Here is a 21,115-nt window from a genome sequence, read left to right as displayed (position 1 = left end):
GATTCCGGAGGTGCTATGCCCGACAGCAGGGTGACCGAGGAGACGCGCATGGCCAGCATCACGTCGGAGCGGGATTGGACGTTCCTGACCAACCACGCCCACGTGCTGCTGTGCCTCGCGGCGGATCCCGACGTCGTGCTGCGAACCGTCGCACTCCAGGTCGGCATCACCGAGCGAGCAACCCAGCTCATCGTTGCCGACCTGGAGGCGGCGGGCTATCTCACCCGGACCCGGGTGGGCCGCCGCAACCATTACGCCCTCAACCCGCAGCGCGCGCTCCGGCACCCGCTGGAATCCCACGCCACCGTGGAGGTGTTGCTGCGCATCGTGCAGCGGCGCTGAAGGATCGGACGCGGAGAGCGGGGGTGGCGCGGATGAGCCGGCCTGTACGCCGGGTCCTGTCGAGGGCGGTCATCCATCTCGGGTGACTGTTGCCAGGCACCTCTAGCGACCTACCCGTGCGCTCGGGCGGGCCGCCCTCGAACGCGCACTGTCTGGTCTTGCTCCGGGTGGGGTTTACCGAGCCGCGCCAGTCACCTGGCGCGCTGGTGGTCTCTTACACGCACCGTTTCACCCTTACCCGCCGTGCTCGCCGGAGCAAGCACGCCGGGCGGTCTGTTTTCTGTGGCACTGTCCCGCGGGTCACCCCGGGTGGCCGTTAGCCACCACCGTGCCCTATGGAGCCCGGACGTTCCTCGGCGGCAGGCCCTACCGGACGTGGTGCCCGGGGGTGGCTGCCGACGCGACCGCCTGGCCGACTCATCCGCCCCGCCAGTCTAACGCCCTGACCAGGCTCACCCCGCCGGCGCGGGGGCGGGCCCGCCGCGGCGGCGTACCGTGGCCGCCGCCACCACCTGGGCCACGCCGTCCTCCTCGTGGTGGGGGGCGACGGCGGTCGCCGCGGCCAGCACGTCAGGGTGGGCGTTCGCCACGGCGTACGCCGTGCCGGCCCACCCCAGCATCGGCAGGTCGTTCGGCATGTCGCCGAACGCCCACACCTGATCGGCGACGATCGCACGCTCGGTGCACCACCGGGCGAGGGCCTTGGCCTTCGTCACGCCGGGCGGCGAGATCTCCACGAGGCCCGGAGCGCCCGAATAGGCCAGCACACCCCGGGAGCCGACAACGCCACCGACGGCGTCGTACGCCGCCCGCGAATCCAGGTGCAAGGCGCGCACCAGGATCTTTCCCACGGCCTCGGCCGCCCCGTGGCGGCCCGCCCAGCCCGGCAGGTCCTCGACCGGATCGCCGGGGTCCTGCCAGTGCTCGGGGCCGAACCGGTCGTCGAAGACCATCCGATCGGTGGTCTCCACGGCCACGATCGCCGCCGGGAACGCCGCGACCAGTTCGGCCAGCAGCCGCTGCGCCTCGTGCGCGACGAAGCCGTGCGTCTCCACGACCTGTTCGGCGCCCACGTCCACGACGAACGCGCCGTTCCCGGCGAGCACGACCCCGCCCGCGGGCACGACGTGGGCCAGCGAGCGCAGCCAACGCGGCGGCCGGGCCGTGACGAGCACATACTCGCCGCCGGCCGCGACGTAGTCCGCCAGGACCCCCAGCGTGTACGGAGAGACCGTGCCGTCCGCGCGCAGCAGGGTCCCGTCCAGATCGGTGGCCACCACCGCGGGGAAGGTCCGGTCGGCGACGGCGTCGGACCAGTGCCGGTACGTCGCGGTGGCCGACCCGCCCGCAACGTCAGCCATCGGCACCCCCGACCAGCTCGAACGTGGCCCGCTGCTTCACGACGTCCGTGCCGGTCAACCGCACCCGCACCCGGGCGCCGAGCGGCGCGACCTGGGGGCACTCCGCGAGGACGGCCGGGTCGGCGATCTGGACGGTGCACCCCTTCTCCCCGCGGACCTCGACGACGGTCGCGTCCCACTCCCGTCCCACCAGCGGCGCGAGGACCGCGGCCTCGACGGCATCGGTGCAGGCCCGCTCGACGGCGCCAGTGAGTCTGCCGCTGGCCTTCATGATGTCGGGCAGCGTCGGCAGAGCCTCCCGCACCCACCCGGGCACCTCGCCCCCGCCGCTGAGCGCCGCGCACAGGACCAGCCCGAAGCGGTCCACGAGGCGGCGCAACGGGGCGGTGACATGCGCGTACGGCGCCGCCAGCGCGGCGTGGTCGCGCTGCTGCGGGGCTTCGCCGTCGAACGGGGTGTAGCCGGCCCCGCGGAACAGCGAGGTGGCCGCGTGCATGAGCGCCAGGTGGTGCGGGTCGTCCCGGTCGAGGTGGCGCAGGAACTGCCCGTACGGCGTGTCGCCCGGCCACGGCACGCCCAGCGCGGCCGCCTGCCGGCGGAATCGGTCGACGCTGCCGGGGTCGGGTGCCGGCATCGTGCGCAGGATGCCGATGCCGCCGGTCAGCATGATGTCCGCCGCAGCCATGCCGGTCATCAGCGAGACCTGCGCGTTCCAGTCCTCGACCGGCACCGGGGGCCGGAACCGCAGCTCGTAGCCCGTCGGCGTCGTCACGACCTCCTGCTCCGGCTTGGGCAGGCTGGCCCCGCCGCGCGCCGCCTCCTGGGCGATGCGCAGCTCGCCGACCTCGCGCAGCAGCGCCATCATCTCGGGCGCGCGGCCGGCGTCGAGGTCGGCCTGGACCCCCGCGTAGTCCAGGCGCGCGACGCTGCGCACCATGGCCCGGGCCACGGTCGCTCCCGCGACGGTGCCCTCGGCGTCCAGCCGCAGGTCGCAGACGAACGCCGGGCGCCGGTCGCCGGGCAGCAGGCTGGCGGCCCCCTCGGACAGCCGCCGGGGATGCAGCGGCTCGCTCCCGTCGGGCAGATAGACGGTCTCCCCGCGCCGCCGAGCCTCGGCGTCGATGGCGCCCCCCGCCGCGACGAAGGCGGGGACGTCGGCGATGGCGTAGCGCACCCGGAATCCCGTGCCCGCCCGCTCGAGGTGCATGGCCTGGTCGAGGTCCATGCTCCCGGGCGGGTCGATGGTGACGAAGGGGAGGTCCGTGGCGTCCTGCGCCGGCGCATCCTGCGGCCCCGCGGCCGCGACCCGTTCGGCCTCGGCCAGGACCTCCGCGGGGAAGTCCGTGGGGACGGCGAGTCGCTCGCGGATCGCGGCGAATGCCTGGCGGAGCTCGTCCGTCGGCGCACTGGGGGTGCCGGTGAGGACGACGCGGCGCTCTGTCATGGAGCAACCCTACGGCCGGCGAGCTCCGGGGGCGCTGACCCGTCGACCTGCGCGAGGCGCTCGCGCTGCCGGATGTTCGGCCCGCAACGACCGCTCGTCACCTGCGCGTTTGGTGCCATGGCACCAAACGCGCAGGTCGTGAACGGTCAGCCGCGCAGGTGACCCTGGTCGTTGACGAAGTCCACCGACGCGACGCCGTCGCCCCACTGCCGCAGCGCGGTCAGCGATGCCGGCGCCAACGCCAGCGACCACGGCGAGGCCAGCCCCAGCACCGCGTCCAGCACGGCGAGCAGGGCCGCGCGGTGACTCACGACCACGACCGGACGCCCCTCGTCGCGGGACCGCGCGGCAAGGGCCTCGTACGCCGCGGTCACGCGCTCCGCCAGGTCCGCGCGGGACTCGCCGCCCGGCCGCGCGTAGCCGGCCTCGCTGCGCAACCGCTCGTACGCCGCGGCACCCTCGGCCGTCGCGCAGACCTGCGCGACGGTCTGCCCCTCCCAGTCGCCGAAGTGCTGTTCGTCCCAGGCGGCGTCGGCCTCGACCGGCACCGTGAGCACGCCGCCGACCGCCGCCGCGCTCTCCCGCGTCCGGCGCAGCGTGGAGCTCACCAGAATTGGCGCGGGGCCGTCGCGCAGCAGGCGACGCAGGGCGTGCCCCGCGGCCACGCATTGGCGCTGACCCTCGACCGTCAACGGCGCATCCGAGCCGCCCCGGCCGTCGAGCAGCCCTGCCGCGGTGGCCTTGGTCGGGCCGTGCCGCACCAGGAGAAACCGCGCCGGCGTCGCCAGGTCGGGGGGTGCCGCCACCCGGCGTACCCGCGCCGCCGCCGCGCCGCGGGGGACTTCCCGATCCGACCTCTCCCCCGCGCCCGACCCGTCCTCGGCGCCTGGGCCGGCAGTGTCGCCGTCGTCGCGACCAGGGGTCTCGTCGTCCTGGTCAGGGTCGTCCTCGTCGGCCACGTCGTCATCACGGCGGGTGACCGAGACCGTCTTGCCGTCCATCCCGACGTTCGAAAGCCGGTCGGCCGCGGCGTTCGACGCGCGGGGGATCCAGGTGTACGTGACGGAGCCGCCCGCCGCCTGCCGCTCGGCCACGAGGTCGCGCGCCGCCAGGGCGAGCCGCCGCATGTCCTCGTGCTTGATCTTCCATCGCCCGGCCATCTGCTCCACGACGAGCTTGGAGTCCATCCGCACCTCGACGGCCGCGGCCGGGTCGACCTCGGCGGCGGCCCGCAGGCCCTCGATCAGGCCGGTGTACTCTGCGACGTTGTTGCTGGCCTTGCCGAGCGGCGCGGCGCGTTCGGCGAGGACGCGCCCCGTGGCGCGTGAGCGGACCAGCGCACCGTACCCCGCCACCCCCGGATTGCCCCGCGATCCGCCGTCCGCCTCGACGATCAGGTCGCTCACCGGCATGCCCGCCCGTCGTGCCCCCGGGAGAGGCCGGCAGCGCCGGCAGCGTCGGCAGCGTCGGCAGCCACGAGGGTCACAGGCCGGACTCGTCCGTGCGCACGAGGATCCGCCGGCACTCCTCGCAGCGCAACACCTCGTCCGCGGGGGCCGCCGCGATCCGCGCCACGTCCGCCCCCATCAGCTCCAACCGGCAGCCCTCGCATCGGCGCTGGACCACGGCGGCCGCGCCCATGCCGGTCTGCTCGCGGATCTTCTCGTACAGCGCCATCAGCTCCGTCGCGACCTGCGGGACGATCTCCAGGCGGCGCTCCGTCAGCTCCGCGGTCTCGGCAGCGAGCGTCCCCATCGCCGCGTCCCGGGCGCTCGTCGCGTCGGCGACGGCCGTGGCCAGTTCCCCGGCGCGGCCCTCCAGGTGGGTCACCAGCGCGTCGGTGCCCTCGGCCCGCTCCATGATCTCTAGCTGCTCGTCCTCGAGCTCAGCCTGGCGTCGCGCGAGCGAATCCAACTCGTGCTGCAGGGAGGTCAGCTCCTTGGCGGTGCCCGTCCCGGCATCGAGGCGCGCCCGGTTGCGGGCGGCGCGGTCCCGCACGAGTTGCACGTCCGCCTCGGCCTTGGCGACATCGCGGGCGATGTCCGACTGCTGGGTCCGGGACTTGATCAGGTCGGATTCGACCGCGGTGCGCTCGGCGGCGACGGCGTCGAGCGCCTTCTGCTCCGGCAGGTTGGCGCTCCGATGCCGGATCTGGCCGAGTCGCGTGTCGTAGCCCTGCAGGTCGAGCAGGCGTAGCTGCTGCTCGCGGTCGGCCTTCACAGCGCGTCTCCTTCGGAACGAGGGGGTACGTCGTCGCCGGTCCAGTCCCCGGCCCCGCGCGCCCCGACGACGAACGACCAGGGGTCCGTGACGATCTCGCTGACGGACACCTCGACGTCGGCGTGGTGGCGCTCCTGCAGCCGGTCCCGCAGCCGACGCCCGGCCTCGGCCAGCCAGAGCCACTCGGTGGCGAAGTGACCGGCGTCGATGAGGTACGGCGGCCCGCCGCGCGACTCCTCCCGAGCCTCCAGCGTGGGGTGATGGCGCAGGTCGGCGGTGACGTAGACGTCGGCGCCGCGACGACGTACGGCGTCCAGCAGCGAATCCCCCGCGCCGCCGAGCACGGCGACCTTCGTCACCGGCGCCGCGGGCGGCCCCGAGACCCGCACGCCCACGGGAGCCGGGGGCAGGGCCGCGGCGAGCCGGACGGCGAAGTCCCGCAGCGAGATCGACTCGGAGAGCTCGCCGAATCGACCCATGGGCCGCCCCTCCTCGAGGGTCAGCGGCTCGGTCGTCGCCAGGCCGCACGCGGCCGCGAGGGCCGTACAGACGCCCGGCTCGGCGATGTCGGCATTCGTGTGCGCGGCGAACAGCGCGATATCCCCCACGATGAGCGCGGTGACGGCCGCGCCCTTGCCGGTGTCCGTGCCCAGGCCGTGCACCCCACGCAGCAGCAACGGGTGGTGGGTGATCAGCAGGTCCGCCCCCAGCCGGCGGGCCTCCTCGATGACGGCGAGCGTGGGGTCGACGGCCAGGTGGATGCGCCGAACCGGCTGCTCAGGGTCACCGGTGACCAGCCCGACGTGGTCCCAGGACTGCGTGGTAGCGGACGGGTACGTCTCCTCCAGCACCTCGATCACGTCGGCGAGCGCGACCTCGGGGGTCGGTTGGGTGCCGGGCCGCACGGATGTCGGCGCTGCTGGGACGGTCATGTGGGCCCGGCCGGGTTCGAACCGACGACACCCGCGGTGTAAACGCGGTGCTCTACCAACTGAGCTACAGGCCCTCGCCGGCGTCCGGCCGGCGACCGCCCATTCTGCCAAACCCTGGGGCACCCGCGCGCCAGGCGCGGCGCCTCGCCGGTGAACAACGCGTGAGGCCTCGGGCGCCGGCGGCGGTTACGGCTGGACCAGGATGCGGATCGGGTTGCCCCGGCGCTCGCGAAGCGCCGAGATGCCGTCGTGGACCTCGCTCAACGGCACCACCGCGCTGATGGATTCGGAGAGGTCGAGGCGGCCGTACTGCAGCATCTCGGCCAGCATCGCGATGTCCTGCGTCTTGTAACCCAGGTGCCCGAGCAGCTGCTTTCGGCGCAGGTTGAAGGCGAGGATCGGGCCGGCGTCGATGTTCTCGCCGCTCATCCCGACGCTGACCGCCCGCCCGCCGGTGTCCAGCCAGGCGACGCTCTGCCGGATGGTCTCCGGGATGCCCACCGCGTCGAACGCGACGTCGAGCATGCGTCCGCCGGTCGCCTCCTTGATCTTGCGCCCCAGCTGCGGGTCGTCGCTGCGGAACGTGTAGTCGGCGCCGAGCCGCGTGGCCCGCGCCAGGACGGCGTCGTCGATGTCGACGGCGATGATCGGTACGCCGCCGGCCAGCTTGGCGAGTTGGACCAGGTGGCTGCCCACCCCGCCGACGCCCCACACGCCGACGGCGTTGCCCAGGTGGACCTGGGCCGTCCGCACCACCGCCGCGTACGGCGTGGACACCGCATCGGCCAGGATCGCCGCCTGCTGCAGGGGCACCCCGTCGGGGACGCGGGTGAGGCCCATCGCCTTGCTCACGTGGTACTTGGCCCAGGCGCCGTCGTACGCGAACGCCATCAGCCTCAGATCGAGGCAGTCGGTGAACGCACCCCGGCGGCAGGCCCGGCATACCAGGCACGCCTGCCCGGCCGAGGGGATCACCCGGTCCCCGACCTCCCAGCCGAAGACCCGATCGCCGACCTTGACGATGGTGCCGGCCGCCTCGTGCCCCTGGATCACCACGTCGCGCTGCGCGGGGAAGTGCCCGTCGATGAGGGACAGGTCCGAATGGCAGATGCCGCAGTAGGCCACCTCGATGAGCACCTCACCCGGTCCGGGCGTGGGGATCGGCACCTCGTCGAGCGAGGTGGTCTTGGTGTCGGCGTGGAATCGGGCGGCTAGCATCGTGTTACTCACCGGTACATTGTTCCCCCGCGACCCCTCGCCCCGCCACCCCCAGTGAGCCCAATTCCGGCTCGCCGCCTCGCGGGCCAGGGCGCACCGCGCTCAGGCGATGGTTGCCATGATGCGCGGCGAGGGGTCGGCGGCCGGCTCGACCACCCCGCGCTCGGTGACGACCGCGCTGATCAGGTCGTGCGGAGTGACGTCGAAGGCGGGGTTCACGGCGCGCGCCCCGGCGGGGGCCGCGCGGACGCCCGCGTACTCCAGCACCTCTGCCTGGTCCCGCTCCTCGATGACGATGTCGGCCCCGCTCGCCGTGGCGAGGTCCACGGTGGACGACGGGGCCGCCACGACGAAGGGGATGCCCGCCCGCTGACAAGCCAGCGCGAGGGCGACGGAGCCCACCTTGTTCGCGGTGTCCCCGTTGGCCGTGATGCGGTCGGCGCCGATGATCGCGACATCCACCAGGCCGCGCAGAATCGTGCTCGCCGCGGCCCCGTCCGCCTGGATGACGTGGGGGATGCCGTCCTGGGTCAGCTCCCAGCTGGTCAGGCGCGAGCCCTGCAGGAGCGGACGGGTCTCGTCGGCGTAGACCAGGTCAAGGGCGCCGCGGTCGTGCAGTTCGTGGATGATGCCGTACGCCGTGCCCCAGGCGGACGTCGCCAGCGCGCCGGTGTTGCAGTGCGTGATGATGCGCAGCCGGTCGCGACCCGTGACCCGCAGCAGCCAGTCGGCGCCATGCCGCGACAGCGCCCGGTTGGCCGCCTCGTCCTCCGCGAGGACGGCCCGCGCGGCATCCAGGACCGCCGGCTGACCCTCCGCCACCAGCGGGCGCACCCGGTCCACCCCCCAGGCCAAGTTCACGGCCGTGGGGCGGGCGTCGCGGATCCGGTCGATCTCGGTGGCCACTCGCGACGCGCTCCAGCCCTCGCGCTCACCCTGCCGCATCGCCATGGCCACCCCGAGAGCGCCGACCGCCCCGAGAGCGGGTGCCCCGCGGACCGCCAGGGACTGGATCGCCGCCACGAGATCGTCGACGGTCCGCACGTGCAGGTAGTGCTCCTGCGCGGGCAACCGGGTTTGATCGATCAGCCGGATCCCGGGTTGGTCGCCGTCCTGCCACTGCACCGCTCGCACCATGGCCAGCCACCTCCGCTGTCGTTGCTCCCAGGCGGCCGGTCGCCGACGCGGCCAGTCCCGCCACGCGGCCGGTCAGCCGGCAAGCGCCGCCACGGCCGCGTCCACGCCCGTGAAGTCACGCCGCTCCCCCGGCCCGTTGACCAGGGCCCACTGAATGGTCATGTCCTCGCCCACGAGGAAGGTCCCGCGGCGCGCGAAACCGCCGGTCTCCTCCCACACGCCGTACGACTTCGCCACCGCACCGTGCGGCCAGAAGTCGGACAACAGCGGAAAGAAGAAGGCCTCCGCGTCGTCCCAGGCGCGCAGGGCGAACATGGGGTCGCAGGAGACGGCGACGCACTGCACGTGCGCGTTGTCGAAGCGCTCGCGTTCGTCGCGGAGTTCACGCAGCTCGCCGGTGCAGATCCCCGAGAACGCGAACGGGTAGAACACGACCAGGACCGGACGGTCCGTCACCAGCTCGGAGAGCCGGCGCCGCGTGCCCAGCTGATCGACCAGCGCGAAGTCGGGGGCCGCGTCGCCGACCGCCGGTATTGCTGCGTTCATAAGGGCCACTGTGCCAGATACTCCCCCGGCCGCCGCCAAGGTTGGTCAGCGGCGTCCCGACTTGGGCGCGACCAACCGGGTGGCGGACCACTCGTTGGTGAGGTTGAGGCTCACCGAGGCCTGCAGGCCGGCCGTCGTCGCGGCCTCGGCGACATCGCTGGCATCCACCTCGCCGGGGCGGCCCACCTTGGGCGTCAGCAGCACGATGAACCCTTGGTCCTCGAGGGTGGCCAGGGCGTCGACCAGCGCGTCGGTGAGGTCACCGTCGTCGTCGCGCCACCACAGCAGCACCGCGTCGACCACGTCGTCGAAGTCCTCGTCCTCCAACGAGGTCTCCAGCAGGGCCTCGATCTGGCCGCGGAGTTCGTCGTCGACGTCCTCGTCGTACCCGAGCTCCAACACCACCTGCGCCGGAGCGAAGCCGAGCTTGGCCACCGCACCGGCGTTCGCCGCGGACTGGCCCACGCACACACCTCCCTTGCCTGGCAGCGCCAACGACGCCGCCCACATCACGTGCGCTCAAGTTCATCGTTTCGGGACCGATTCCGCAAGCACCGTGCGGGTTTGGCCCCGTCGCGTCGGCGCTGCGCGCACCTCAGGAGGCCTCCCCCGCACCTCGCGCGGGGGCTCGGTGTGACCTCGGTCTCGTAGTGGTGGAAGGATGGCCCCACGCCCCCGCTCGAGGAAGGACGACCACGTGCCCATCGAGGACGCCGGCCCCATCATCAACGGCCTTCCCAGCCGGTTCCCGGACATCGACCCGGAGGAGACCCAGGAGTGGAAGGAGGCCCTCGACCTGCTGATCAAGGAGAAGGGCGAGCAGCGCGCGCGCTACATCATGCTGAGCCTGCTGCAGCACTCCCGCGAACAGCACGTCGGGGTCCCGTCGCTGACCACCACGGACTACGTCAACACGATCCCGGTCGAGGCCGAGCCGTGGTTCCCCGGTGACGAGGATCAGGAGCGGGCGTTCCGCCGGCTGATCCGCTGGAACGCCGCGGTGCTCGTGCACCGCGCGCAGCGCCCGGGCGTGGGCGTCGGCGGCCACATCTCGACGTACGCCTCCGCCGCGACCCTCTACGAGGTCGGCCTCAACCACTTCTTCCGCGGCCACGACCACCCCGGCGGCGGCGACCAGGTGTTCTTCCAGGGGCACGCCTCCCCCGGCATGTACGCCCGGGCGTTCCTGGAGGGACGCCTCACCGAGACCCAGCTCGACGGGTTCCGGCAGGAGAAGAGCCACGTCGTCGACGGCCGCATCCAGGCGCTGTCCAGCTACCCGCACCCGCGGTTGATGCCCGACTTCTGGCAGTTCCCGACGGTGTCGATGGGCTTGGGCCCGATCAACGCGATCTACCAGGCGCAATTCAACCGCTACCTGCACGACCGCGGCATCAAGGACACCTCCCAGCAGCACGTCTGGGCGTTCCTCGGCGACGGCGAGATGGACGAGGTGGAGAGCCGCGGCGCCCTGCAGTGGGCCGCCAACGAGGAGCTCGACAACCTCACCTTCGTCGTCAACTGCAACCTGCAGCGCCTCGACGGCCCGGTCCGCGGCAACGGCAAGATCATCCAGGAGCTGGAGGCCTACTTCCGCGGCGCCGGGTGGAACGTCATCAAGGTCGTGTGGGGCCGCGGCTGGGACGAACTGCTCGCCGCCGACGTCCAGGGCGCCCTGGTGCACCTGATGAACACCACCCCGGACGGCGACTACCAGACCTTCCGGGCCAACAACGGCAAGTTCGTGCGGGACCACTTCTTCGGCCGGGATCGGCGCACGGCCAAGATGGTCGAGAAGTGGACCGACGACGAGATCTGGTGGAAGCTCAAGCGCGGCGGCCACGACTACCGCAAGGTGTATGCCGCGTTCCTGCGCGCCACCCAGCACACCGGTCAGCCGACGGTCATTCTGGCCAAGACGATCAAGGGCTACACGCTCGGGCAGCACTTCGCCGGTCGCAACGCGACCCACCAGATGAAGAAGCTGGCCCTGCAGGACCTCAAGGACCTGCGCGACACGCTGCACATCCCGATCAGCGACGAGCAGCTCGAGGCCGACCCGTACCGTCCGCCCTTCTACCACCCGGGGATGGAGGACGAGCGGATCGAGTACATGATGGAGCTGCGCAACGAGCTCGGCGGGGCCAAGCCGGCCCGCCGGGTCACCCGCGACCAGATCCACCTGCCCGACGCCTCGGCGTACGAGTTCATGAAGAAGGGCTCGGGCAAGCAGCAGGTCGCCACGACGATGGCGTTCGTGCGGCTGCTCAAGGAGCTCATGCGGGACAAGGAGTTCGGCAAGCGGGTCGTGCCGATCATCCCCGACGAGGCGCGGACCTTCGGGATGGACAGCTTCTTCCCGACGGCGAAGATCTACAACCCGCACGGCCAGAACTACACCTCGGTCGACGCCGAGCTGATGCTCGCCTACAAGGAGTCGCCGCAGGGCCAGATGCTGCACCTCGGCATCAACGAGGCCGGCTCCGTCGCGGCGTTCACTGCGGCCGGTACGTCGTACGCGACGCACGCCGAGCCGATGCTGCCCGTCTACGTCTTCTACTCGATGTTCGGCTTCCAGCGCACCGGCGACGGGATTTGGGCGGCGGCGGACCAGCTGGCGCGCGGGTTCCTCATCGGCGCCACGGCGGGGCGCACGACCCTGGCGGGCGAGGGCCTGCAGCACATGGACGGGCACTCGCCGGTCCTGGCCTCGACCAACCCCGCGGTGATCCACTACGACCCGGCGTACGGCTACGAGATCGCGCACATCGTGCGCGACGGGTTGGAGCGCATGTACGGCGAGCACCCGCAGGACGTCATCTATTACCTCACCGTCTACAACGAGCCGATCGTGCAGCCCGCGGAGCCGGCGGGCCTCGACGTGGCCGGCCTGCTCAAGGGCATGTACCTGCTCAAGGAGGGTGAGGTGCCGGAGGGCTCCGACCCCGCGCAGACCCCGCGGGCGCAGCTGCTGGCCTCCGGCGTGGGCGTCCCCTGGGCCTTGGAGGCCCAGGACCTGCTGCGCACCGACTGGGGCGTCATCGCCGACGTCTGGTCGGTGACGAGCTGGACCCAGCTGCGCCGCGAGGCGATGGCCTGCGACGAGGCGAACTTCCTGGACCCGCAGGACAGCCCCCGCGTCCCCTACGTCACGCAGGCGCTGATGGACCGGCCCGGGCCCGTCATCGCCACGAGCGACTACGCCACCGACGTGCAGGACTCGATCGCCCGGTGGGTGCCCGGCGACTACGCCCCGCTCGGGGCGGACGGCTTCGGGTTCAGCGACACCCGCCCGGCGGCGCGGCGGTTCTTCCACATCGACGGTCCGTCCATGGTGGTGCGCGCCCTGCAGGCCCTCGCGGCGCAGGGCAAGGTCGACCCGCAGCTTCCGAAGGCGGCCGCAGAGAAGTACCGCCTGCTCGACGTCACGGCGGGCTCCTCCGGGAACGAGGGCGGCGACTCCTGATCGACGCGTTCTGACCGCATCCCGTCGATGACCCCGTGCCCCGGGCACGGGGTCATCGACGTTCATTTGTCGGCCCCCCACAACATGGCCGTAGACTCCCGCCGTGACCAGGCCGCGCGCACACGAGCAGACCATTCGGGCCGTCGAGCGCTCGGCCGGCCAGCTCACCACCGCCTCCTACCGGCACATGGAGGAACACCTCGACTGGTACGGCGACCTGGCGGCGCAGGAACGGTCCTGGGTGGGGACCGTGGTCCAGGCGGGGTTCGCCTCGTTCGTCGACTGGTACCTCACCGGCGGCGACGCCCAGGATTCCGCGACGGCGGTGTTCGCCGCCGCCCCGCGGGCGCTCACTCGAGCAATCACCCTGAGCCAGACCTTGGACCTGCTGCGGACGGTGGTCGACGTCGTCGAGGACACCATCCCCGACCTGGCGAGCACTCCGAAGGACGAGGGAGCCCTGCGCGAGGCGCTGCTGCGCTACAGCCGCGACATCGCCTTCGCCGCCGCCCAGGTTTACGCCGCGGCGGCCGAGGCGCGCGGCGCCTGGGACGCCCGGCTGGAGTCGCTGATCGTCGATGCGGTGCTGCGCGGCGAGGACGAGCAGGACGTCGTCGGCCGGGCGACCGCACTCGGTTGGGGCGACATCGCGCACGTCACGGTGCTCATCGGCACCGCCCCGCACCGGGACGAGGCGGGCGTGGCCGCCCGCATGCGGTCGACCGCCGCACGGGCCGGGGTCGAGGCCCTTGTCGCCGTGCAGGGCGGGCGCCTCATCGCCGTCGTCGGGGGCAGCCCGCAGGTGGCGCCGGTCGCGGCGGCGCTCACCGGGCTGTTCGGCCCGGGCCCGGTGGTGGTCGGGCCCACCGTCGCGGACCTTTCCTCCGCCGCCCGGTCTGCCCGGAACGCGGAGGCGGGGCTTCGCGCCGCCCCGGCGTGGCCCGACGCCCCACGCCCGGTGTGGAGCGGGGATCTGTTCCCCGAGCGCGTGTTGACGGGGGATCCCGAGGCGAGGCGTCGCCTGATCGAGGACATCTATCTGCCGCTTGCCGAAGCAAGCGGCGGATCGCTGGCCCGGACCGCCGAGGCCTACCTGTCCTGCGGCCGGGCACTGGAGGCGACCGCGCGCGCCCTGTACGTCCACCCGAACACGGTCCGCTACCGTCTCGGCCGCATCGCCCAGGTGGCGGGATACGACCTGACGGACGCCCGCGAGGCGTACGTCGTCCAGACCGCCATGGCGGTGGGTCGGCTCGATGCCCACTCCGCCGCACCCCCCGCGGGATTGTAGGACACCTCCAAAGTCGAATCGGCGTTCCTGTGCACGTCGCGGACGCGTCGATGACGGTCCCTGCGAAACACTGAACCCGTGCTTGCAATTGTTTGCCCGGGACAGGGCGCTCAGACCCCCGGCTTCCTCACCCCTTGGTTGGACGTCCCGGGCGTGCGCGACCGGTTGGAGAGCTATTCGGCAGCGTCCGGGCTCGACCTCATCGGACACGGCACCAAGTCCGACGCGGACACGATCCGCGACACGGCGGTCGCCCAGCCGCTCATCGTCGGCGCCGGCCTCGCCGCGCTGCCCGCCTTGCTCGGCCCCGAGCACGAAGCCCTTCCCCTCGTCGGCCTCCTCGCCGGTCACTCAGTGGGCGAGTTCACGGCCACGGCTGCCGCGGGCGTCGTCACGGCCGAGGAAAGCGTGTCGCTCGTCAGCGACCGCGGCCGCGCCATGGCCTGGGCCGCGGCGTTCCAACCGACGGGCATGAGCGCCGTGGTCGGCGGGGACCCCACGGATGTCGACCGCGCCATCGACCGGCACGGGCTCGTCGCCGCCAACGCCAACGGGCCCGGCCAGGTCGTCGCCGCCGGCACCAAGGCGCAGCTGGCCTCCCTCATGGCGGCGCCGCCGCCCCGCGCCAAGGTGGTTCCCCTACAGGTCGCGGGCGCCTTCCACAGCGACCACATGCGGCCTGCGGTGCCGATGCTGGAAACCGCCGCGTCGCTGATCCGTCCCAAGAACGCCGCCGTCGACCTAGTCAGCAATCGCGACGGTCAGCCCGTCCGGCACGGCCGCGATGTCGTACGGCGGCTCGTGGACCAGGTGGCCCGGCCCGTGCGATGGGACCTGGTCATGGAGACCCTCGTGGCGCGCGGCGTGACCGCGATTCTCGAGCTACCGCCGGCCGGCACGCTGGTCGGCCTGGCCAAGCGGGGCGTGAAGGGCGCCAAGACGCTCGCTCTCAAGACCCCGGACGACCTCGACGCCGCCCGGGCGCTCGTGGCGGAGCACGGACGGGCCCTGGTCGGTGGGCCGACCCGATGAGCGTGGCGCCCCCGGCGCACGTCGTCCCTGACTCCTCGCGCCCGCCCCGACCCCGGCTACGCACCGTCCGGGGTCCGGAGTTCGCCCGCATCCTCGGCGTCGGTGACCATCGGCCGGAGCGCGTCATCGACAACGCGGAGCTGTGCCGGCACATCGACAGCTCGGACGAGTGGATCCGGGAGCGGTCGGGCATTCGGCAGCGACGGCAGGCGGCGCCCGACTCCACCGTCGTCGACATGGGCGTGGCGGCCTCCCGCGACGCCCTGGCGCACGCGGGCCTGACCGGCTCGGACGTCGACGCCGTCATCTGCGCCACGATCACCCACCCGTGGCAGACCCCCGCCGCCGCGCCGATCATCGCGGACCGGTTGGGCACCACGCATGCTGCGGCGTACGACCTGTCCGCCGCCTGCGCCGGCTACTGCTACGCGGTGGCCTGCGCCGATGACATGATCCGCGCCGGCCGCGCCCGCCACGTGCTCGTGATCGGCGTGGAGAAGCTCTCGGACTATCGGGCGCTCGCCGATCGCGGCACCGCCTTCGTGTTCGGCGACGGGGCCGGGGCCGCGGTCATCGGTCCGTCCGACACCCCCGGCATCAGCGCCACCACCTCGGGTTCCGACGGATCCGGCGCCGGGCTCATCGCGCAGTCCACCAGCTGGAGCGACCTGCAGCGCCGGATCGCGCCGCAGACGCTGGGGCTGCCCGGCGACGACATCTCCCGTCGCGCCGCCACGTCGATGGGGACGCCGGAGGCCGCCGCCTGGCCGTTCATCGACATGCAGGGCCCCTCGGTCTTCCGGTGGGCCACGGCCACGGTGACCAAGATCTGCCAGGAGGCCCTCGCCGGCGCCGGCATCGAGCCCGCCGACCTGGACGCCTTCATCCCCCACCAGGCGAACATCAGGATCGTCGAGGCGATGGCCAAGAAGCTCAAGCTCCCGGACCACGTCGTCATCGCCGACGACATCGCGGACATGGCAAACACCTCGGCCGCGTCCGTCCCCCTGGCGACAGCGGCACTGTTGCGCAGCGGCCGCGTGAAGTCCGGGGACCTCGCCCTGCAGATCGGCTTCGGGGCCGGATTGGCCTGGGCCGCACAGGTGGTCGTCCTGCCCTGACCACCCCTCCATCCCCCGCCGTCCGACGGGACCCTCGGACATCAGCACCATCCCGGCGCGACACACCGGCGCCGCCGGAGTCCACCGCAAAGGAGAACCACCATGGCCACCATGACCGCCACCGAGATCCAGGACGGCCTCGCCGACATCATCAACGAGGAGACCGGTCTCGACCAGGCCGACGTCCAGCTGGACAAGTCGTTCACCGAGGACCTCGACATCGACTCGCTGTCGATGATGACGATCGTCGTCAACGCCGAGGAGAAGTTCGGCGTCAAGATCCCGGACGACCAGGTCAAGACCCTCAAGACGGTCCGCGACGCCGTGGACTTCATCACCGCCGCGCAGGCCTGACCGATTCGCCGGCCGGCCGGGTTCGTACGTCCGCGACTCACGACGTACGAACCCGGCGCCGCGACGCCCCGATGACTCGACCCTTATCGCAGGAGCCGCACCATGCCCGCTAACGCCAGCAAGCGCGTCGTCGTCACCGGCGTCGGCGCCACCACCCCCCTGGGCGGCGATGTCCCCTCCACCTGGGCGGCCATTCTTGCCGGGCGCTCGGGCGCGCGGCCCCTGATCGAGCCGTGGGTGGCGGAATACGACCTGCCGGTCACGTTCGGTGCGCCTCTGGCCGAGCCTGCCGCGGACAAGCTCACCAAGGTCGAGGTGCGTCGGCAGGACCCGTGCGCCCAGTACGCCGTGCTCGCGGCGCGCGAGGCGTGGGCCGACGCCGGCACCCCCACGGTCGAACCGGAGCGTCTGGCCGTCGCCATCGGGTCCGGGGTGGGCGGCGTGCACACCCTGATCGACCAGTGGGAGACCCTGCGCACCAAGGGTCCGCGCCGCATCTTCCCGCTCGCCGTACCGATGCTCCTCGTCAACAGCCCCACCGCCATGGTCAGCCTCGAGCTCGACGCGCGGGCTGGCGGACACACCCCCGTGAGCGCCTGCGCCTCCGGCGCGGAGGGCATCGCGATGGGCCTGCAGCTGATCCGCGAGGGACGCGCCGACGTGGTCGTGGCCGGCGGCACGGAGGCGGCGATCCACCCGCTCCCGATCGGCGGATTCGCCGCGATGCAGGCCTTGTCGACGCGCAACGACGAGCCGGAGCGGGCCTCCCGGCCGTACGACACGGCTCGGGACGGTTTCGTCATCGCCGAGGGGGCGGCGGTGGTCGTGCTGGAGAGCTACGAGTCCGCCAAGGCGCGCGGTGCGACGATTTACGCGGAGCTCGTCAGCGCGGGCGTCTCGACGGACGCCCACCACGTGGCCGCGCCCGAGCCGGAGGGCGTCGGGGCCGCCGCCGCGATGACCCAGGCGCTGCAGCTCGGGGACATCGATCCGACCGACCTGGTTCACCTCAACGCCCACGCCACGTCCACCCCCGTCGGGGACATCGCGGAGTGCAAAGCGATTCACGCCGCGCTCGGCAGCCAGGCGACCCAGGTCGCCGTGTCGGCCACCAAGTCGATGACCGGCCATCTGCTCGGCGCCGCGGGTTCGCTGGAGGCGATCTTCACCGCGCTCGCGCTGCGTGACGGCGTGGCTCCGGCTCAGATCAACCTGGACGACAAGGACCCGGCGATCGACCTCGACGTGGTGTCGGGCTCCGCGCGGCCGCTGCCGGCCGGCGACATCGTGGCGCTCGACAACAGCTTCGGGTTCGGCGGCCACAACGTCGCTCTGGCGTTCCGCCGCTGCTCCTGACCCTCGCCCGCAGGGCTCCGATCGGTCTCTTGAGGGCGCCATAGCCCCCACAGGACACCGATCGGAGCCAGCGGGGACGCCCTGCGGCACGACGTACGGAAGGACCGGCCCCCATCCCCGGGAGGCCGGTCCTTCCTGTGCGGTGCCGGGCCAGTGGTTCCGGTGCCCAACCTCGGCGGCTCGGCTCAGTCATCCCGACGGCGGCGAGTGGGGGGTCGCGGTGCCCACACTCGCCCGTCCCGGCCGTGCCACCTGGGCGATCGCGTCGACGCGCTCGTCGGGCAGCACGCCGCCCGCCCCGAGGATCGGACGCGGTCGTAACGGCTATCCGACGCGGTGCAGCCAGCGCACGGGCGCGTTCTCCCCGGCGTGCCGGAACGGCTCGAGCTCGGCGTCCCAGGCGGACCCCAGGGCGATCTCCAGCTCCCGACGCACGCTTGCCGGGTCACCCGCCGCGAGCGCCGAACGAAGCCGGTTCTCCGAGATCAGCGCGTCGCCGTTGCTGGCGACGATGGCGTGGTGGACACCCAAGGATGGGGTGTACGACCACCGCCCGCCGTCGACACCGTAGCTCGCCTCCTCGACGACCTCGAAACGCAGGTCCTGGCACCGGCGCAGCGCGCTGGCCAGCAGCGCGCCCGTGCCCGGAGTGCCGGACCAATTGGCCTCCGTGCGCACGAGTTTGCGGCCCAGCGGCTGGGGAGCCCAGGCGAGCTTGACCGACATGCCGAGCACCGTCTCGAGCGCCCACCCGATGTGTGGGCACAGCGACGTGGGCGTGGAGTGGATGTACACCACGCCCTGGGCCACAGCGGAAGACACCGCGACAGACATCCGAACCTCCTGTTGTTGCGTGGACGTCTTCCCCAACGGCCGGCAACACCGAGATTCGCTCGCGCGGTAACGAGTTCCTCGCCCCGACGATCCCATGTATGCAACGGGTGCCGGGCGAGTGTGCGGTTGTCACCCCATTGTGCAGGACGAATCCCGTTGAGCCAAGCGGTCTCGCGAGTGGTGGTCATCCGGGCGGATCAGCGATTACGTTGGGGGACAACAAGTTGGACAACCGATCAAGTGGGCGCTTCACTGGACGCATTGGGGAGAACGAGCCGGACCTGATGCCGCGTGGGGACGTGGTGCGCCGGCCCGAGAACATGGGGGAAGACACGATGAGCGGTAACGTTCAGGCGCCCGCGCCGGGTATGCAATCGGCGATGGCCATCTTGACCGCGCGGGTCCAGAGCATGGACGGAGGCTGCAGCGTCAACGAGTACGTCGAGCTGCTGCGCACCGAAATGGAGGGCCAGGACCCGTTGATCCTGACCAGCGCAATGGCGAGCCTGGCCTCGGCCCTGCTGGCGATCGCCTCCGGCGGCACCAACATCCCGCCGTACGAGCTGCTGTCCACCATTGGCCTGACACTCGCCGACGCCTAAGCCTCGATCCACCGATGGCCGGGATGGGGTGAGTCATCGTGGTCGTCGTGGGGGCGAGGGTGCTGGGACGCGACGGTCTTCCGGACCTGGGTGTCCGGGGTGTTCCACGGTGGTCTTCGGGTCGCGCAGCGGTGGCTGCTGGGTGGTCAGGCCGCGAGGGCGGACGGCGGATCGCTGACTCGGTCGAACAGCGTGGTCCAGGCGGCCTCCCAGGGCCAGGACCGGGGTAGGTGCAGGGTGACGCGTCGGGCTGAGGACGCGATTCGGGCTGGGACGTTGATCAGCTTGCGGCGCAGGGTCTTGGTGGTCGCGCGTGCGAGGTCGGGTGCTGCAAGGGTGCCGGCGGCGCGGGTGAGGTTGAACGCGATGACCGCGAGCACAAGCCATGCGGCGTTGGCGTTGAAGACCCCGGACGGCAGGTGTGCCAGCGCTGAGTGCTTCAGGTCGGCGTGGACCTGTTCGATGACCGCGTGATGGCGGTGGGTCTTGTCCGCGGTGACGGTGTCGAGGACAGCAGGGTCGGCGGTGGTGAAGAACGCGTGGAAGCGCCAGGTGTCGAACAGCGTGTCCTGACCGGCTGCCTTGTTCTTCTCGGCGTTGAAGTCCGGGATCCGGCGCACGATCAGGCGGCCCGGCACCCGCTCGGCCTTCTTGGCCGAGGTGAACGCGGTGAACGGCACTTCGGCGACCTCTGCCCGAGAGATCCACTTGCCTGTCTCTTCGTCGAAGATGGCGTCGGTGTACTCAATTGCCGTCCAGGCGTGGTCATCGATGCTGGCTATCGCCTTCTTGACGGTGGGATTCATCCGTACGGTCACCGAAACCGCGGCGCCGCCGTTGAGGGCGGCGTGGACCGGCCGCGGCCGTAGAACGCCGAGTCCATCCGCACCAGCACTGGCCGGGCCTTGCCGAGCAGCCGCCGGGTCGTCCGAACCGCGTCACCGACCAGTCGCTTCGCACCACGAGGTGACCCGGCCGAGCCCTTGCGCAGCCGCTGGGCCACGATCACCGGCGCCGTGGCTGGCGTCGCGAGCGTGGCGAGCAGTGCGTTGAGCCCGCGGACACCGGAGTAGCCGAACCCGGCGCCCTGCTTGGCGTAGCCGTGGACCTCGATGATCGTGTCGTCGACATCGAGCAGCGCGTATCCCAACGTGTCGGACTCGACCGTGGTGGCCGCTCCCAGCAGGCCGGTGAGCCCAGCGATCGCGATGAGGAACCGGGAGGCGACGGCGTCGAGCTGGCGGACGTGGCCGAAGGTGAATGAGCGCAGGAACGAGCCCAGCGTGGAGGGCGCATACGCCTTCGCGAAGAGCCGGCTCATCCCACCGTGGCGCAGCAGCGCCATATCGTCGATTGAGTCCGCACCGGCGACCATCCCGGCCACCAGCGAGGCGACCTTCAGGCCGGCGTTCGCGCCCTTGTCGGTTGGCACCGTGAGGTGTTCATCAGCCAGGTCACGCAGCCCAGCACGATCGGCCAACGCCATGACCGGGACCAGCCCGCCGGCCGACACGAGATTCGGATCGTCGAACGCCACCGAGGTTCGACCAACGGTGTGAGAGAGTCGCATCTTGAAGATGCCCTCCTGAGCGGGGTGGTTTGGTTCCGTCGCAAGTCCCAAACTCCCAGCCCAGAAGGGCTTCTTCGCGTAACGGCACGCTCAACACCTCAAAGTCGATCGGTGGATCGAGGCTAAGCTGCAGCTGGCTGACATCGCTCAACGCCCGCCGGTTCCCTTCGGGGGAGGGGAAACCGGCGGGCGTTGCGCATGCTCCGCCCCAGCCGGTTCCGATCGGGACGGGGCACGTAGGGGAGCCGTGCCCGAAGGGCTATGACAGCGGCCGGTCGGGGCCCAACCC

18 protein-coding genes, 1 tRNA gene, 1 other RNA gene and 1 pseudogene are annotated in these 21,115 nt (G+C 72.0%); 8 read left to right on the top strand and 13 right to left on the bottom strand.

Annotated elements, in window-relative coordinates:
• The first annotated feature begins 48 nt into the window (after nucleotides 1-48).
• A complete protein-coding gene (locus tag IPK37_16810; GenBank protein ID QQS00473.1) occupies nucleotides 49-342 on the top strand; it encodes an AsnC family transcriptional regulator in 294 nt (97 codons plus the stop codon).
• Nucleotides 343-371: 29 nt separating this feature from the next.
• Here IPK37_16810 and rnpB read toward each other — a convergent pair.
• The 11 genes from rnpB to IPK37_16755 all read right to left on the bottom strand — a co-directional run bounded on the left by rnpB (nucleotide 372) and on the right by IPK37_16755 (nucleotide 9,710).
• An RNA gene (rnpB, locus tag IPK37_16805) (RNase P RNA component class A) lies at nucleotides 372-762 on the bottom strand.
• Nucleotides 763-794: 32 nt separating this feature from the next.
• A complete protein-coding gene (locus IPK37_16800) occupies nucleotides 795-1,703 on the bottom strand; it encodes an HAD hydrolase family protein (protein ID QQS00472.1) in 909 nt (302 codons plus the stop codon).
• On the bottom strand, nucleotides 1,696-3,147 hold the full coding sequence (locus IPK37_16795) for an RNB domain-containing ribonuclease (GenBank protein QQS00471.1): 1,452 nt from the start codon (nucleotides 3,145-3,147) through the stop codon (nucleotides 1,696-1,698). The genes IPK37_16800 and IPK37_16795 overlap by 8 nt, the downstream gene beginning before the upstream one ends.
• A 146-nt stretch (nucleotides 3,148-3,293) precedes the next feature.
• Nucleotides 3,294-4,559: a histidine phosphatase family protein gene (locus IPK37_16790; GenBank protein ID QQS00470.1), complete on the bottom strand. Its 1,266-nt coding sequence runs from the start codon at nucleotides 4,557-4,559 to the stop codon at nucleotides 3,294-3,296.
• A gap of 70 nt (nucleotides 4,560-4,629) precedes the next feature.
• Nucleotides 4,630-5,367 carry a hypothetical protein gene (locus IPK37_16785; protein ID QQS00469.1) on the bottom strand — a complete coding sequence of 246 codons (738 nt, stop codon included), beginning with the start codon at nucleotides 5,365-5,367 and terminating at the stop codon, nucleotides 4,630-4,632.
• Nucleotides 5,364-6,299, bottom strand: a complete 936-nt coding sequence (locus tag IPK37_16780) for a Nif3-like dinuclear metal center hexameric protein (protein ID QQS00468.1) — start codon at nucleotides 6,297-6,299, stop codon at nucleotides 5,364-5,366. Before IPK37_16780 ends, IPK37_16785 begins: the two co-directional genes overlap by 4 nt.
• Before the next feature lies 1 nt (nucleotide 6,300).
• Nucleotides 6,301-6,373: transfer RNA gene (locus tag IPK37_16775), tRNA-Val, on the bottom strand.
• A 112-nt stretch (nucleotides 6,374-6,485) separates the two neighbouring features.
• Nucleotides 6,486-7,529, bottom strand: coding sequence for a zinc-binding dehydrogenase (locus IPK37_16770; GenBank protein QQS00467.1), 1,044 nt, complete (start codon nucleotides 7,527-7,529; stop codon nucleotides 6,486-6,488).
• 90 nt (nucleotides 7,530-7,619) lie between these two features.
• The gene (mtnA, locus tag IPK37_16765; GenBank protein QQS00466.1) at nucleotides 7,620-8,654 is read right to left on the bottom strand and encodes an S-methyl-5-thioribose-1-phosphate isomerase; all 1,035 of its coding nucleotides are present in this window, start codon (nucleotides 8,652-8,654) and stop codon (nucleotides 7,620-7,622) included.
• 72 nt (nucleotides 8,655-8,726) lie between these two features.
• Nucleotides 8,727-9,200: a peroxiredoxin gene (locus IPK37_16760; GenBank protein ID QQS00465.1), complete on the bottom strand. Its 474-nt coding sequence runs from the start codon at nucleotides 9,198-9,200 to the stop codon at nucleotides 8,727-8,729.
• A gap of 45 nt (nucleotides 9,201-9,245) precedes the next feature.
• A complete protein-coding gene (locus IPK37_16755; GenBank protein ID QQS02962.1) occupies nucleotides 9,246-9,710 on the bottom strand; it encodes a DUF3052 domain-containing protein in 465 nt (154 codons plus the stop codon).
• Nucleotides 9,711-9,861: 151 nt separating this feature from the next.
• Here IPK37_16755 and aceE point away from each other — a divergent pair, with 151 nt between their 5' ends.
• From aceE to IPK37_16725, 6 genes are all read left to right on the top strand, one after another.
• Nucleotides 9,862-12,666: a pyruvate dehydrogenase (acetyl-transferring), homodimeric type gene (aceE, locus tag IPK37_16750; protein QQS00464.1), complete on the top strand. Its 2,805-nt coding sequence runs from the start codon at nucleotides 9,862-9,864 to the stop codon at nucleotides 12,664-12,666.
• A gap of 187 nt (nucleotides 12,667-12,853) precedes the next feature.
• Complete coding sequence (locus IPK37_16745) at nucleotides 12,854-13,957, top strand: helix-turn-helix domain-containing protein (GenBank protein ID QQS02961.1); 1,104 nt, start codon at nucleotides 12,854-12,856, stop codon at nucleotides 13,955-13,957.
• A 78-nt stretch (nucleotides 13,958-14,035) separates the two neighbouring features.
• Nucleotides 14,036-14,989, top strand: coding sequence for an ACP S-malonyltransferase (locus IPK37_16740; protein ID QQS00463.1), 954 nt, complete (start codon nucleotides 14,036-14,038; stop codon nucleotides 14,987-14,989).
• Nucleotides 14,986-16,110: a ketoacyl-ACP synthase III gene (locus IPK37_16735; protein ID QQS00462.1), complete on the top strand. Its 1,125-nt coding sequence runs from the start codon at nucleotides 14,986-14,988 to the stop codon at nucleotides 16,108-16,110. The genes IPK37_16740 and IPK37_16735 overlap by 4 nt, the downstream gene beginning before the upstream one ends.
• 111 nt (nucleotides 16,111-16,221) lie before the next feature.
• On the top strand, nucleotides 16,222-16,464 hold the full coding sequence (locus tag IPK37_16730; GenBank protein ID QQS02960.1) for an acyl carrier protein: 243 nt from the start codon (nucleotides 16,222-16,224) through the stop codon (nucleotides 16,462-16,464).
• 102 nt (nucleotides 16,465-16,566) lie between these two features.
• A complete protein-coding gene (locus tag IPK37_16725; protein QQS00461.1) occupies nucleotides 16,567-17,820 on the top strand; it encodes a beta-ketoacyl-[acyl-carrier-protein] synthase II in 1,254 nt (417 codons plus the stop codon).
• Between the two features lie 324 nt (nucleotides 17,821-18,144).
• On the opposite strand, the gene IPK37_16720 is transcribed toward IPK37_16725, so the two are convergent.
• Nucleotides 18,145-18,654 carry a DUF3145 domain-containing protein gene (locus tag IPK37_16720; GenBank protein ID QQS00460.1) on the bottom strand — a complete coding sequence of 170 codons (510 nt, stop codon included), beginning with the start codon at nucleotides 18,652-18,654 and terminating at the stop codon, nucleotides 18,145-18,147.
• A 335-nt stretch (nucleotides 18,655-18,989) separates the two neighbouring features.
• Between IPK37_16720 and IPK37_16715 the strand changes: the two genes are divergently transcribed.
• Nucleotides 18,990-19,256 carry a hypothetical protein gene (locus IPK37_16715; protein QQS00459.1) on the top strand — a complete coding sequence of 89 codons (267 nt, stop codon included), beginning with the start codon at nucleotides 18,990-18,992 and terminating at the stop codon, nucleotides 19,254-19,256.
• 146 nt (nucleotides 19,257-19,402) lie between these two features.
• Here IPK37_16715 and IPK37_16710 read toward each other — a convergent pair.
• Nucleotides 19,403-20,826 (bottom strand): annotated as a pseudogene (locus IPK37_16710) (IS1380 family transposase).
• Nucleotides 20,827-21,115: the final 289 nt, after the last annotated feature.

Source organism: Austwickia sp., from assembly GCA_016699675.1.
Lineage (GTDB): Bacteria > Actinomycetota > Actinomycetes > Actinomycetales > Dermatophilaceae > Austwickia.
Note: the sequence above shows the minus strand (reverse complement) of the source record. Positions and strands in the feature narration are given on the sequence as shown.

Excerpts from the sequence above, each read along its gene's own strand:
- IPK37_16795 (QQS00471.1), bottom strand. The coding sequence starts at position 3,147 with ATGACAGAGCGCCGCGTCGTCCTCACCGGCACCCCCAGTGCGCCGACG.
- IPK37_16735 (QQS00462.1), top strand. The coding sequence starts at position 14,986 with ATGAGCGTGGCGCCCCCGGCGCACGTCGTCCCTGACTCCTCGCGCCCG.
- IPK37_16720 (QQS00460.1), bottom strand. The coding sequence starts at position 18,654 with ATGTCTGTCGCGGTGTCTTCCGCTGTGGCCCAGGGCGTGGTGTACATC.
- IPK37_16715 (QQS00459.1), top strand. The coding sequence starts at position 18,990 with ATGAGCGGTAACGTTCAGGCGCCCGCGCCGGGTATGCAATCGGCGATG.
- IPK37_16725 (QQS00461.1), top strand. The coding sequence starts at position 16,567 with ATGCCCGCTAACGCCAGCAAGCGCGTCGTCGTCACCGGCGTCGGCGCC.
- IPK37_16780 (QQS00468.1), bottom strand. The coding sequence starts at position 6,299 with ATGACCGTCCCAGCAGCGCCGACATCCGTGCGGCCCGGCACCCAACCG.
- IPK37_16790 (QQS00470.1), bottom strand. The coding sequence starts at position 4,559 with ATGCCGGTGAGCGACCTGATCGTCGAGGCGGACGGCGGATCGCGGGGC.
- IPK37_16810 (QQS00473.1), top strand. The coding sequence starts at position 49 with ATGGCCAGCATCACGTCGGAGCGGGATTGGACGTTCCTGACCAACCAC.
- IPK37_16745 (QQS02961.1), top strand. The coding sequence starts at position 12,854 with ATGGAGGAACACCTCGACTGGTACGGCGACCTGGCGGCGCAGGAACGG.
- mtnA (QQS00466.1), bottom strand. The coding sequence starts at position 8,654 with ATGGTGCGAGCGGTGCAGTGGCAGGACGGCGACCAACCCGGGATCCGG.
- IPK37_16755 (QQS02962.1), bottom strand. The coding sequence starts at position 9,710 with ATGTGGGCGGCGTCGTTGGCGCTGCCAGGCAAGGGAGGTGTGTGCGTG.
- IPK37_16730 (QQS02960.1), top strand. The coding sequence starts at position 16,222 with ATGACCGCCACCGAGATCCAGGACGGCCTCGCCGACATCATCAACGAG.
- aceE (QQS00464.1), top strand. The coding sequence starts at position 9,862 with ATGGCCCCACGCCCCCGCTCGAGGAAGGACGACCACGTGCCCATCGAG.
- IPK37_16760 (QQS00465.1), bottom strand. The coding sequence starts at position 9,200 with ATGAACGCAGCAATACCGGCGGTCGGCGACGCGGCCCCCGACTTCGCG.
- IPK37_16800 (QQS00472.1), bottom strand. The coding sequence starts at position 1,703 with ATGGCTGACGTTGCGGGCGGGTCGGCCACCGCGACGTACCGGCACTGG.